At 70.4% G+C, this 13,816-nt stretch carries 10 protein-coding genes; 9 read left to right on the top strand and 1 reads right to left on the bottom strand.

What is annotated here, in order from left to right:
- The first annotated feature begins 96 nt into the window (after positions 1–96).
- The 7 genes from ACIP94_RS28035 to ACIP94_RS28005 all read left to right on the top strand — a co-directional run bounded on the left by ACIP94_RS28035 (position 97) and on the right by ACIP94_RS28005 (position 8,520).
- Positions 97–966, top strand: coding sequence for a 3-hydroxyacyl-CoA dehydrogenase family protein (locus ACIP94_RS28035; RefSeq protein WP_402431416.1), 870 nt, complete (start codon positions 97–99; stop codon positions 964–966).
- Between the two features lie 18 nt (positions 967–984).
- Positions 985–1,236: an acyl carrier protein gene (locus tag ACIP94_RS28030; protein ID WP_402431413.1), complete on the top strand. Its 252-nt coding sequence runs from the start codon at positions 985–987 to the stop codon at positions 1,234–1,236.
- Positions 1,237–1,278: 42 nt separating this feature from the next.
- Entirely contained in the window at positions 1,279–2,463 is a 1,185-nt protein-coding gene (locus ACIP94_RS28025) for a hypothetical protein (RefSeq protein ID WP_402431410.1), read from the top strand.
- Position 2,464: 1 nt separating this feature from the next.
- Positions 2,465–3,598 carry an acyl-CoA dehydrogenase family protein gene (locus ACIP94_RS28020; protein WP_402431408.1) on the top strand — a complete coding sequence of 378 codons (1,134 nt, stop codon included), beginning with the start codon at positions 2,465–2,467 and terminating at the stop codon, positions 3,596–3,598.
- Between the two features lie 399 nt (positions 3,599–3,997).
- Complete coding sequence (locus ACIP94_RS28015) at positions 3,998–6,040, top strand: M4 family metallopeptidase (protein WP_402431405.1); 2,043 nt, start codon at positions 3,998–4,000, stop codon at positions 6,038–6,040.
- 244 nt (positions 6,041–6,284) lie between these two features.
- A complete protein-coding gene (locus ACIP94_RS28010; RefSeq protein ID WP_402431403.1) occupies positions 6,285–7,946 on the top strand; it encodes a M4 family metallopeptidase in 1,662 nt (553 codons plus the stop codon).
- A gap of 67 nt (positions 7,947–8,013) precedes the next feature.
- Positions 8,014–8,520, top strand: coding sequence for a DUF1990 family protein (locus tag ACIP94_RS28005; protein WP_402431400.1), 507 nt, complete (start codon positions 8,014–8,016; stop codon positions 8,518–8,520).
- Positions 8,521–8,698: 178 nt separating this feature from the next.
- Here the strand turns inward: ACIP94_RS28005 and ACIP94_RS28000 are convergent, their stop codons facing one another.
- Positions 8,699–11,323 carry a glycosyltransferase family 1 protein gene (locus tag ACIP94_RS28000; RefSeq protein WP_402431397.1) on the bottom strand — a complete coding sequence of 875 codons (2,625 nt, stop codon included), beginning with the start codon at positions 11,321–11,323 and terminating at the stop codon, positions 8,699–8,701.
- A 280-nt stretch (positions 11,324–11,603) separates the two neighbouring features.
- Between ACIP94_RS28000 and ACIP94_RS27995 the strand changes: the two genes are divergently transcribed.
- Together ACIP94_RS27995 and ACIP94_RS27990 are read left to right on the top strand one after the other, a co-directional pair.
- Positions 11,604–12,806, top strand: a complete 1,203-nt coding sequence (locus ACIP94_RS27995; protein ID WP_402431394.1) for a S8 family peptidase — start codon at positions 11,604–11,606, stop codon at positions 12,804–12,806.
- A gap of 230 nt (positions 12,807–13,036) precedes the next feature.
- The coding region (locus ACIP94_RS27990) for a maltotransferase domain-containing protein (protein WP_402431391.1) at positions 13,037–13,816 on the top strand (780 nt) is incomplete at its 3' end.

Here is a 13,816-nt window from a genome sequence, read left to right as displayed (position 1 = left end):
TCGCCATTTGTTAAACACCGATTTCTTGCCCGACCGGCAGCTCGCGACCGGAGCCGCCAGGACGACACTCCACTGCGGGGAGACAGGGGAACAGTGATGGTGAACGTTCGTACCGTCGGTGTGATCGGGGCCGGGGTGATGGGGCGGGGTGTCACCGTCGCGCTCCGCCAGGCCGGCTACCGGGTGATCCTGGTCGACCGCACCGATGAAGTCCTGGAGCGCACCCGCACCCAACTCCGGGACGACGTGCGGCTGTACGCGATGCTGGACCCCGAATCGGCGATCACTTATGAGCAGTTGGCCGACCAGACCGTCTTCACGACGGAGATCGAGGACCTGGCCGAGGCGGATCTGGTCGTCGAGAACGCCACGGAACGCTGGTCGGTGAAGCAGCCGATTTACGAGCGGCTCGGCAAGATCTGCCGCCCGGACGTCGTCATCGCGGTCAACACCTCGGCCATCTCCATCACGCGGCTGGGCGGCCTGACGGGCCGGCCCGAGAACGTGATCGGCATGCATTTCATGAACCCGGTGCCGCTGAAGCCTACGGTTGAGGTGATCCAGGCCTTCCACACCTCCGCATCCACGGTCGACACCGCGCGCGACTTCCTGTCCTCCCTGGGCAAGAAGAGCATCGTGGTGAACGACAGCCCCGGGTTCGTGACCAACCGCGTCATGATGCTGACCGTCAACGAGGCCGCCTACCTGGTGCACGAGGGCGTCGCGTCGGCCGCCGACACGGACCGGCTGTTCGTGGAATGTTTCGGCCACACGATGGGGCCGCTGGAGACCGCCGACCTGATCGGCCTCGACACCGTGCTGCTCTCCATCGAGGTGCTGTACGACGAGTTCAAGGACAGCAAGTACCGCCCCTGCCCGCTGCTCACCAGGCTGGTGGACGCCGGCCTGCACGGCCGCAAGAGCGGACAGGGATTCTTCAGCTACCAGACCGCGAACCGCGGCTGAACGGGAGGACGGGGCACCATGGCCGACAGCGCCGGCAACAGGGAAGCCATTCGCGAGTTCATTCTCGACAACATCTCGGAGTCGAGCGTCGGCGACGACGAGGACATCTTCGAGCGCGGCCTTGTGCGATCGATGTTCGTGATGCAGTTGGTGCTTTTCGTCGAGCAGGAGTTCGGCGTTTCCATCACCGGTGAGGATCTGCAGTTCGACAATTTCCGCACGATCGGCCGGATCGACGAGCTGGTGTCCCGAAAACTGGCCACCGTCTGAAAATCGGTGGCCGAAAGAGACGACAACGGGAAGGGCCCTTCGATGCCTACCGTACATGTGCCCCTTTCACCCGGGGTTCCGGAATCCCTCGCCCCCGAGCTGATGAAGCGGCTCTTCTTCGTGTCCAGCTCGATCACGGAATTCGAGCTGACCCGCGAAGAGGGATCCGTGACCGGCGTCGAACTCACGCTGCATTCTGCCGGAGGCGCGGATTCCGCCGAGGTCGCGGCAAAGGTGAACCGCGTGGTGGCCGAGCAGATCCTGCCCCAGCGCCCGCTGGCGCCCCGGGTCGTCTGGGAGTCCCCCGTCCACCGGGACGCCTTCGCCGACACGTTCCCGGAGCTGGTGGAGCGGGGCACCGTGGTGGTCTCCGGGGAGGGCCAGGTCGGCTTCGGCGAGCCGCTGATCTCCCTCTTCGCCTACCTCGACAAGCGGCTGCGGGCCATCGCACTGAGCCTTAAGTCCGCCCGCGAGTACCAGTATCCGACGCTGCTGCCGGCGAGCGTGCTGGACCGGTTCGGCTACTTCGGCTCGTTCCCGCAGTTCCCGATGTTCGTCACCCGGCTCCACAACGACCTGGACGTCTACCAGTCGTTCGTCGAGCGCTACACCGCCGAACAGCGCCTGCCGGACGACCTGTTCGCGCACTGCTCCAACCACGACTACTGTCTGCCGCCGACGATGTGCTACCACAGCTTCCACCAGTTCCAGGGGCGGCGGCTGGAGGACGACATGGTCGTCACGGCGCGCGGCAAGGCTTTCCGGTACGAGTCCCGCTACCACACCAGCCTGGAGCGGCTGTGGGACTTCACTATCCGGGAGATCGTCTTCATGGGCTCCCAGGAGTTCGCCGCAACCTGCCGGAACTCCGTGATGCAGCAGGCGTTCTCGCTGATGGAGGAGCTGGGCCTGGCCGGCCGGTGCGAGGTCGCGAGCGACCACTTCTTCACCAACGCCGACACGGCGGGCAAGATCCTCTCCCAGCGCATGATGGAGCTGAAGTTCGAGCTGCTCCTGCCGGTCTCCGCCGACCGGTCGATCGCCGTGGGGTCGTTCAACCTGCACGGCAACTTCTTCGGGGACTGTTTCGACATCACGGGCTCCGGCGGCGGCTCGATAGCCAGCGGATGCGTGGGGTTCGGCCTGGAGAGGCTGGTCCACGCGTTCCTCAGCCAGCACGGCAGCGATCCGGCACGGTGGCCCGACGCGGTCACACGGGAGATGTGAGGTGGACACGGTGCTGTACGGACTGACACCGCGGCAGCAGGAGGACCGGGCGTCCTTCGCGGCCTTCGTCGACGACCACCTCGTACCCGAGGCGGACCGCTGGGACCGGGAGCAGAGGCTGTCCGACTCCATCGTCGAACTCCTCGGCAAGTCCCGCCTCCTCGTGCCGACGCTGCCGACCGAGGCGGGCGGCAGCGGCATGGACGTGGAGACCTACGGCCTGCTCAGCGAGGAACTCGGCCGCGGCTGCGGCAACATCCGCAACCTGGTGGCCGTGCAGGGCATGGTGGCGCACGCCATTCTGAAGTGGGGCACCAGGGAACAGGCCGACCGCTGGGTGCCGCGCATCGGCACCGGGGAGACGGTCGGCGCCTTCGCCCTGACCGAGCCCGAGGCCGGCAGCGACGCCCGCAGCGGCTCCATGACCGCCGAGCGCACCGGGGCGGGGTTCGTTCTCAACGGCCGTAAGAAGTGGATGAGTTTCGGTCAGCGTGCCGGAATCTTCCTGGTCTTCGCCCGGCTGGAGGGCGAGCCTGCGGCCTTCGTGGTGGAGCGCGGCACGGACGGCTTCCGCACCGAGCCGATCTCCGGCCTGCTCGGCCTGCGCGCCTCCGAACTGGCGGAGCTGAGCTTCGACGGCTGTGTCGTGCCCGAGGCCAACCTCATCAGCCACGGACGGCTCACCTTCGACCTGCTCGCCACCGGCTCCCTGGACTACGGCCGCTACAGCACCGCCTACGGCTCGGTGGGCCTGGCCCAGGCGTGTCTCACCGCGAGCCTGGAGTACACCCGTGAGCGCACCCAGTTCGGCGTGCCGATCAGGGACCACCAGCTGGTGCGCCGGATGCTCACGGACATGATCTCCTCGGTCGAGGCGGCGCGGCTGCTGTGCCGCCAGGCCGGTGTGCTGCGGGCCCGCAACCACAAGGACGCGATCCGCCAGACCCTGATCGCCAAGTACGTCGCCTCCCGCACCGGCTTCGCGGCCGCCAACGACGCCGTGCAGCTGCACGGCGCCAACGGCATCGGGCCGGACTTCCCGGTGCAGCGGCATCTGCGGGACGCCAAGGTGCAGGAGATCATCGAGGGCACCAGCCAGATCCAGCAGGTGCAGATCGCCGAGATGACCCTCTAGTCCCTGCGTTCCAAGGGCCCCGCCGGCTGTGCCGTCGGGGCCCTTGCGCTGTCCTGAAACGCCCGGTCCGCTGCCCCGATCCGGATGTTGCCGCCCCGCCCCGGGCCGCGCTCCCGCCGGACGTGTCTGAACAGTTCGTATAGCGAACATGACCATCCGGGCAACGAACCATTTCCAGCCAACTTCTTGATGCGATCCTGACAATCACGGCCGCCTCTGCCACGCTTCCCACGGCCACCTCACAGCAACCCCACAGCAACCCCACTGCTCCCGCTGTGCCGTGGCCCGTCACCTTCATGCACCTGGTTCCGCGTTACGCCCCCGTTCTGCCCGGACGGGCGACCCTCCGTCCGGTCTCCCCTGGCCGCGCGACCCGCGGCCACGCAGAAGGAGTCAGTGTTGAGCAGCAATTCCTCTCGCAGACGCACCTCCCACACCCCCGCATACCGCGCCGCGGCCGTCGCCCTCGTCGGCGTCTCCGCCCTGCTGGCCGCAGCCGTCGAGTCGGGCGCCGCGAGCGCCGTCCCGGTCGGCCTCCGGACGGGGAAGATCAACCCCGCCCACATGGCCCTGAAGCTGTCCCCCTCGCAGCGCGCCGAACTGCTGCGCGACGCCGACGGGGCCAAGGCGGACACCGCCCGGGCGATCGGCCTCGGCGCCCAGGAGAAGCTGGTCGTCCGTGACGTCGTCAAGGACGCCGACGGCACGGTGCACACCCGCTACGAGCGCACCTACGCCGGCCTGCCGGTGCTCGGTGGTGACCTGGTGGTCGACACGGCCAGGTCCGGGCAGACCCTGCGGGTCGTCAAGGCCACCTCGGCGTCCATCGAGGTCACCTCGCTCACGCCCGCCGTGACCGCCGCCAAGGCGGAGAAGCAGGCGCTGTCCGTCGCGCGCGCGGAGGGCTCGAAGAAGACCGCCGCCGACAGCGCCCCGCGCAAGGTGATCTGGGCGGCGAGCGGTACGCCCACCCTCGCGTACGAGACGGTGATCGGCGGGTTCCAGGACGACGGCACCCCGAACCAGCTGCACGTCATCACCGACGCGGCCACCGGCAAGGAGCTGTTCCGGTACCAGGGCATCGAGACCGGTGTCGGCAACACCCAGTACAGCGGCCAGGTCACGCTGACCACCACGCAGTCGGGCTCGACGTACACGCTCAACGACGGCGCGCGCGGCGGGCACAAGACGTACAACCTCAACCACGGCTCCTCCGGCACCGGCACGCTGTTCTCCCAGTCGAACGACACCTGGGGCAACGGCACCACGTCCAACGCCGCGACCGCGGGCGCGGACGCCCACTACGGGGCGCAGGAGACCTGGGACTTCTACAAGAACACCTTCGGCCGCAGCGGCATCAAGAACGACGGCAAGGCCGCGTACTCCCGCGTGCACTACGGCAACTCGTATGTGAACGCGTTCTGGGACGACAGCTGCTTCTGCATGACGTACGGCGACGGGTCCGGCAACGCCGACCCGCTGACCGCGCTGGACGTGGCCGGCCACGAGATGAGCCACGGCGTCACCGCCAACACCGCGGGCCTGAACTACTCCGGCGAGTCCGGCGGCCTGAACGAGGCCACCTCCGACATCTTCGGCACCGGCGTGGAGTTCTACGCCAACAACTCGTCGGACGTGGGCGACTACCTCATCGGCGAGAAGATCAACATCAACGGCGACGGCACCCCGCTGCGCTACATGGACAAGCCCAGCAAGGACGGTGCGTCCAAGGACAGTTGGTACTCGGGGCTCGGCGGCCTCGACGTGCACTACTCGTCCGGCCCGGCGAACCACTTCTTCTACCTGCTGAGCGAGGGCAGCGGCGCCAAGGTCATCAACGGCGTCAGCTACAACTCGCCCACGGCGGACGGACTCCCGGTCACCGGCATCGGCCGGGACAAGGCGCTGCAGATCTGGTACCGGGCGCTCACCACGAAGTTCACCTCGACCACCAACTACGCGTCGGCCCGCACGGGCACGCTCGCGGCGGCGGGTGAGCTGTACGGCACCACGGGCGCCGAGTACAAGGCCGTGCAGGACGCGTGGGCGGCGGTCGCGGTCGGTTCCCGCTCCGGCGGCGGCTCCGGCGGCGGGACGTCGTACGAGAGCACGACCCCGGTGTCGATCCCGGACAACGGGCCGGCGGTGACCTCGTCGATCACCGTGAGCGGCCGCACCGGCAACGCGCCGAGCAACCTCCAGGTGACGCCGAACATCACCCACACCTGGCGGGGTGACCTGGTGATCGACCTGATCGGCCCGTCGGGCACCGCGTACCGGCTGAAGAACTTCAGCTCCTCCGACTCCGCGGACAACGTGACCGACACCTACACGGTCAACGCCTCGTCGGAAACCGCCAACGGCACCTGGAAGCTGAGGGTCCAGGACCAGGCGGCACAGGACGTCGGAACGATCAACAGCTGGAAGATCACCTTCCCGTAACCCGCGGTCCAGGGCACTCGAGGCAGGGCGCCGTCCCGGAGGTTCGACAGCCGGGGCGGCGCCCGTTCACATTTCCGAAACGTTAACCAGTCAGTCGACTTCCGGCCAACATCACTTCAGGGTCCTGACATGTACGCGTCCTTGATGCGACCCTTCCAGCACCCGCCGCACGAGCACAGCCACTTCACATCCGTTCCGGCCGGCAACCCCACGCCGTTCGGACTCCCCCACATAAGGAGCTTGTGTGACTCCCCGCTACACGCGTCACAAGCGCAGCACTCTGGCCATCGCGACCACCGTCGCCGCCGGAGCGCTCCTCACCACCGGTCTGACCACCGGCGCCTCGGCCCAGACCCCGGCCGCCGCCACCGGCAGGGCTCCTCTCGCCGCCGCCCCGACCGCCCTGTCCGCGGCGGCTCGCACCTCCCTCGTCAAGGAGGCGCAGGCGAACGTGGCCGAGACGGCCCGGCAGATCGGCCTCGGCACCAAGGAGAACCTGGTCGTCAAGGACGTCGTGAGAGACGTCGACGGCACGGTGCACACGCGCTACGAGCGCACCTACGCCGGCCTCCCGGTCCTGGGCGGCGACCTCGTGGTCCACACGTCGAAGGCCGGCACGACCGAGGGCGTCACCAAGGCGACCGAGGCGGCCATCAAGGTGGCCTCCCTGAGGCCGCAGATCACCGAGGCGAAGGCGGCGAAGCAGGCCGTGACCGCCGCGAAGGCGCTGGGCTCGGCCAAGTCCACCGCCGACGGTGCCCGCAAGGTCATCTGGGCCGGTTCCGGCAAGCCCGTCCTCGCCTACGAGACGATCGTCGGCGGCCTCCAGGACGACGGCACCCCGAACCAGCTCCACGTCATCACCGACGCCGCCACCGGCAAGAAGCTCTTCGAGTACCAGGGCATCGAGAACGCGACCGGCACCGGCAAGACGCTGTACTCGGGCACCGTCAGCCTCACCACCACCCAGTCGGGCTCGACGTACAACCTGACCGACGCCACGCGCGGCAGCCACAAGACCTACAACCTGGCCCGCAAGACGTCCGGCAAGGGCACCCTGGTCTCCGGCTCCACCAACGTCTTCGGCACCGGCACCGCGTCCACCTCCTCCTCCGACCAGACCGCGGCCGCCGACGCCGCCTACGGCGCGCAGGAGACCTGGGACTTCTACAAGAACACCTTCGGCCGCAGCGGCATAAAGAACGACGGTGTCGGCGCCTACTCCCGCGTCCACTACGGCAGTGGCTATGTCAACGCGTTCTGGGACGACAGCTGCTTCTGCATGACCTACGGCGACGGCGCGGGCAACGCCGACCCGCTGACCTCACTGGACGTGGCCGGCCACGAGATGAGCCACGGCGTCACCGCCAACACCGCGGGCCTCGACTACAGCGGTGAGTCCGGCGGCCTGAACGAGGCCACCAGCGACATCATGGGCACCGGCGTGGAGTTCTACGCCCACAACGCCTCCGACCCCGGTGACTATCTCATCGGCGAGAAGATCAACATCAACGGCGACGGTACGCCGCTGCGCTACATGGACAAGCCCAGCAAGGACGGCGGCTCCGCCGACTACTGGTCCTCGTCCGTCGGCAACCTCGACGTGCACTACTCGTCCGGTGTGGCGAACCACTTCTTCTACCTGCTGTCCGAGGGCAGCGGTTCGAAGACGATCAACGGGGTGACCTACAACTCCCCGACGTACAACGGCTCCACGGTCACCGGCATCGGCCGGGACAAGGCGCTCCAGATCTGGTACAAGGCGCTGACGACGTACTTCACGTCGACGACCACCTACAAGTCCGCCCGCACCGGCACCCTCTCGGCGGCGGCGGCCCTCTACGGCTCGAGCAGTACGGAGTACAAGGCGGTGGCGGCGGCCTGGTCCGCGGTCAACGTGGGCTAGTAGGCGCAGAGCGACACAGCGGCCCCCGGCGGGAAGGCGACGCCGGGGGCCGCCCTACGCTGGGCCCATGTCCTTCACGTACGAGGATGTCGGCGCGACCCGCGACGGCCACTGCCCCGAGGGGTTCCGCCCCCTGCACGTCCGCGCCCGTATCGGCGAGGGCGAGGAGGTGTTCCGCCGAGCCTCCGAGGCCCTCCTCACCTGGGAGCTGCACCGGGCGATGGGCGTCGGCGTCCTGGCCGGCGCGGACCGGGCGGCACCAGGCGTCGACGTCACCCTCACCCTGGCCGGAGTGATCAAGGCCCCGTGCCGGGTGGTCTGGGCGGTCGAGGAGCACCGCCGAGCGGGCTGGGCCTACGGCACGCTGCCGGGTCATCCGGAGAGCGGCGAGGAGGCCTTCGTCGTGGACCGCACCGGCGACGGCACGGTCTGGCTGACGATCACGGCCTTCAGCCGCCCGGCCAAGTGGTACACGAAGGCGGGCGGCCCGGCGGCCCGGGGCTTCCAGCAGGCCTACGCCCGGCGGTGCGGATCGGTGCTGCGCAAGCTGTGCGCGGAGATCCCGCAGGGCTGACACCGCCCCCGGCGGCCCGCGCCACCGCAGCGTTGAACCGCACCCGCTCCAAGCCCGGCCGGCACCGGCGAACGCACCCCCTGACCCGTCCCTCGGACACGGCGGCCCGCTCCCACCCGGAGCGGGCCGCCGCCGTCGTCGGTGTGTGCCGGTTCGTCGTCGGTGCGTGCCGCCGTCGTCAGCGCATCAGCACCCCCGCCGCCTCCGTCAGGTCCTCCGACGGCACGGTGAGCAGGCCCAGTTCCGCGCCGGAGGCCAGAAGGGGGTGGGTGGGCAGGATGCGTACGGTGTAGCCGAAGGGGCCGGTGCGGTCCAGCGACAGGGGGCCCTCGTAGAGCCAGCGGCCCTCCAGGTCCGGGCCACCCGCCGGTTTCAGGGCGGTCGCCGAGGCGTCCGCGATGCGGTCGTCCGCGTCGACCCGGCCCGACACCGCCTGGACCTCCACGTCATCGGGTGACAGGTCGCCGAGGCCGACCCGGACCCGCAGCGAGAGCGTCGCGCCCAGCTCCGCCGTCGCCGTCGCGGCCGACGTCTCGACATGGTCGACCGTGACGGCCGGCCAGGCCGCGCGCACCCGCGCCTTCCACCCCGCGAGCTGCCGCGCCGCGTTGGGGGTCATCGCCCGGTGCGCGTGGGCCGCCGGGGTGTACAGCCGCTCCACGTACTCGCGCACCATCCGCCCGGCCAGCACCTTGGGCCCCAGGTTCATCAGGGTCTGGCGGACCATCTCGATCCAGCGGTCGGGCAGACCGCCCTGGCCCCGCTCGTAGAAGCGCGGGGTCACCCGCCGCTCCAGCAGGTCGTACAGCGCCGCCGCCTCCAGCTCGTCGCGGCGGTCCTCGTCCATGGCGGCGCCGTCCGCCGTCGGGATCGCCCAGCCGAAGTCCGGCTGGAACCATTCGTCCCACCAGCCGTCCATGACCGACAGGTTGAGGCAGCCGTTGAGCGCCGCCTTCATCCCGCTCGTCCCGCACGCCTCCAGCGGGCGCAGTGGGTTGTTCAGCCACACATCGCAGCCGGGGTAGAGCTTCTGCGCCATCGCCATGCCGTAGTCCGGGAGGAAGACGATGCGGTGACGCACCCGCGGGTCGTCCGCGAACCGGACGAGCTCCTGGATCAGCCGCTTCCCGCCGTCGTCCGCCGGGTGCGCCTTGCCCGCCACGACGATCTGGACGGGGCGTTCCGGGTGCAGCAGCAGCTCCATCAGGCGATCCCGGTCGCGCAGCATCAGGGTCAGGCGCTTGTACGACGGCACCCGCCGGGCGAAGCCGATCGTCAGCACATCGGGGTCGAGCACCCCCTCGATCCAGCCCAGCTCCGCCGTTCCCGCACCGCGCTGCCGCCAGGACGCGTAGAGCCGCTCGCGCACCTCCAGCACCAACTGTTCGCGCAGGACCCGGCGCAGCTCCCAGATCTCCTGGGCCGGGATCTCCGCGATGCCGTCCCAGCGCTCGCGCCCACCGACCGTCATGGCGTCCTCGGTGCGCTCCGCGCCGATCTGCCGCGCCCCGAGCCGGAACACCTCCGGTGCCACCCAGGTCGGCGCGTGCACCCCGTTGGTCACGGATGTGATCGGCACCTCGTCGGGGTCGAAGCCCGGCCACAGGCCGGAGAACATCTCCCGGCTGACGTTGCCGTGCAGCAGCGAGACGCCGTTGGCGCGCTGACCGAGCCTGAGACCCATCACCGCCATGTTGAACAGGTTGGGCTCGCCGCCCGGGTAGGTCTCCATGCCGAGTTGGAGGATCCGCTCCACCGCGATGCCCTCCAGCTCCGCGCCCGGTCCGAAGTGGCGGGCCACCAGCTCCCGGTCGAAGCGGTCGATCCCGGCCGGGACGGGGGTGTGGGTGGTGAAGACCGTGCCGGCCCGCACCGCCTCCAGGGCCGCGTCGAAGTCCAGGCCGGTCTCGCACAGTTCCGCGATCCGCTCCAGCCCGAGGAAGCCCGCGTGGCCCTCGTTGGTGTGGAACACCTCCGGTTCGGGGTGTCCGGTCAGCCGGCAGTACGTCCGCACCGCACGCACCCCGCCGATGCCCAGCAGCATCTCCTGGAGCAGCCGGTGCTCGCTGCCGCCGCCGTAGAGCCGGTCGGTGACGCCCCGCTCGCCGAGGTCGTTCTCCTCCACGTCCGAGTCGAGCATCAGCAGCGGCACCCGTCCCACCTGGGCGAGCCAGACACGGGCCTGGAGCCGGCGGCCGCCGGGCAGGCCGAGGGACACCCGGGCGAGGGTGCCGTCCGGCTCGCGCAGGGGTGTCAGGGGCAGTTCGTTCGGATCGAGCACCGGATAGTGCTCCTGCTGCCAGCCGTCCCGTGTGAGGGTCTGCCGGAAGTAGCCGTGCCGGTAGAGCAGGCCCACCCCGATCAGCGGGACCCCGAGGTCGCTGGCCGCCTTCAGATGGTCGCCGGCGAGGATGCCGAGGCCGCCGGAGTACTGCGGCAGCGCGGCGGTGATGCCGAACTCCGGGGAGAAGTAGGCGACGGCGGCGGGGAGATCGGACTCGGACGAGTGCGCCTGGTACCAGCGCTCGCCGCTCATGTAGTCGGCCAGATCACCCGCGGCCGCGGCGAGCCGGCGCAGGAAGCGGCGGTCCTCGGCCAGCTCCGCCAGCCGTGCGGGCGGCACGCTCCCCAGCAGCCGCACCGGGTCGCCGCCCGAGACGGCCCAGCGCTCGGGGTCGACGGACTGGAAGAGGTCGCGGGTCTCGGAATGCCAGGACCAGCGCAGATTGCGCGCGAGGTCGCTGAGCGGGTGAAGGGATTCGGGGAGGACGGGACGTACGGTGAACCTGCGGATGGCCTTCACGAGTTCCACCTTCACGTAAGGGCGTACGCGGCGTGTCACCCCCGACGGTACGCCGCGTGGCAATGGCGCGTTCGGCTTACCGCGGGTTCGCACGCGCCCCGTGCCGGGATCTCGCCCCGGAGGGCGCGGGGCCGATATGGCCGATTCCGCCCCGCCAGGCGGCCTTGTGGCGGTTCACACCGCACGAGAGGCTGCCCACCGGCGTACCGGCCGGCGGCGGTTCGGGGGCGTGGAGGATCCGTGGCCGCCGTACGCCGAGTGGAGGAGGGGAACGCACACCATGGCACGGAAGAGAACCACGCGTCCGCGTTGGGCGGGGTGCCTCGCCGCGGTCGCCACGGTGGTGGCGCTCTCGGCCACCGCCGAGCCCGCGCACGCCGCACCGGAGGGAACGATCCTCGGCGCCGGGGCTCCCGGCGCCGTCCGCGGCAGCTACATCGTGACGCTCAAGGCGGGAACGGGAGCCGGGTCGGCGGCCGGCGAAGGCATCGCCGAGAGATACGGGGCGAGAATCGGCCACATCTACGGGACGGCCCTCAACGGGTACGCGGTACGGGCCGACGCGCGGCAGGCCCGGCGTCTCGCGGCGGACTCCCGCGTGGCCTCGGTCGTCCAGGACAGCCGGGTCTCCCTCGACGCGACCTGGAAGAACCCGCCGTCCTGGGGCCTGGACCGCATCGACCAGGCCCGTCTCCCCCTGGATGGCAGCTACTCCTCGCCGGGGCCCGAGGGAGCGGGCGTGACGGCGTACGTCATCGACACCGGCATCCGTATCTCGCACAAGGACTTCGGCGGCCGGGCGAGCTACGGCTGGGACTTCGTCGACAACGACGCGACCGCCGCCGACGGCAATGGGCACGGCACACATGTGGCCGGCACCCTCGCGGGCACCGCGTACGGGGTCGCCAAGCGGGCGAAGGTGGTCGCGGTGCGCGTCCTGGACGACCACGGCTCCGGCACCACCGCGCAGGTCATCGCCGGTATCGACTGGGTGACCCGGCACGCCAGGAAGCCCGCGGTCGCGAACCTCAGCCTGGGCGGCCGCGCCAATGCCGAGCTGGACGCCGCGGTGCGCGCCTCCATCGCCTCCGGGGTCACCTATGTGGTCGCGGCGGGCAACGACGGGCTCCCGGCCGCGCGGTACTCCCCCGCCCGTGTCGCCGAGGCCGTGACGGTCGGTGCCGTCGACCGGACCGATTCCCGGGCGGCGTTCTCCAACTGGGGCCCGGCCGTCGACCTGTTCGCCCCCGGCGTGGGGATCACCTCCGACTCGAATGCGAGCGACACCGGCCATGCCACCCTCTCCGGTACGTCGATGGCGACACCGCATGTCACGGGTGCGGCCGCGCTGTACATGGCCCGCCATCCCCGGGCGAGACCGGCGGAGGTGAGCCGGGCGCTCGTCGGCCGCGCGTCGTCCGTGGAACTCACCGCGGCCGGCTCCACATCGCCCGGCAAACTCCTCAGGGTGGACCGCCCTTGAACTGCCGTTCACCGGGCACCCGTACTGTTACCGGCCTCGCCCCCGCGGGCGGGGCCGGTCCCCTTCCCTCGTCCGGATGCGGCCGGTCTTGAAGGTAGACATACGCGTGAGTAGTTAACAAAGTGCCGGAATGCCCACCCACACTTGGTGGGAAGGCTCCCCCGGTAGAACCGCCGGCCACCTTCCGACACCCTCATCCGCCACCCACGTTGACGCGGACAGGAGCGGTCATGCCCCCGACGCACCACTCGCCGACACCTACGGCACCGGGCACCGGCGCCTCCCCCTTGGGGACCTCCGACGCCGGTCCCCCCGCCCCCCGGACACCGTCCGAGGGCCAGGGGCCGGCCCCTGGCCCGGGCCCCGCCATCGGACGCATCCCCGTCCTCGAGGTACGCCCCCTCGTCCTCCAGGGCCGCCGCCCAGCCAAGGCGGTGGTGGGCGAGGAGTTCGAGATCTCCGCCACCGTCTTCCGTGAGGGCCACGACGCGGTCGCCGCCCATGTCGTCCTCACCGATCCGGAGGGCCGCCCCGGTCCCCGGAGGCCGATGCGCGAACTCGCCCCCGGCACCGACCGCTGGGGCGCCACCGTCTCCGTGCCCAGGGAGGGCAACTGGACCTACGCCGTGGAGGGATGGAGCGATCCGGTCACCACCTGGCGGCATCACGCGACGATCAAGATCCCCGCGGGGATCGACACCGAGCTGGTCCTGGAGGAGGGCGCGCGGCTGTACGAGCGCGCGGCCGCCGGGGTCCCCGAGCGCGAGGGCCCCGGTGAGGTGCTGCTCGCCGCGGCCGACGCCCTGCGCGACACCGGCCGCCCGGCCGCCTCCCGGCTCGCGGCGGCCCTCACCCCTGAGGTGGATGAGGTGTTGGGGCGGTTTCCGTTGCGGGAGTTGGTGACGTCGTCGGATCCGTTGCCGTTGCTGGTGGAGCGGGAGCGGGCGTTGTTCGGGTCGTGGTACGAGTTCTTTCCGCGGTCGGAGGGGACGGTGGAGCGGCCGCATGGG

The organism is Streptomyces sp. NPDC093261 (assembly GCF_044753645.1).
GTDB lineage: Bacteria > Actinomycetota > Actinomycetes > Streptomycetales > Streptomycetaceae > Streptomyces.
The sequence above is the reverse complement of the archived record's forward strand: the minus strand, read 5'-3'. Positions and strand labels throughout refer to the sequence as shown.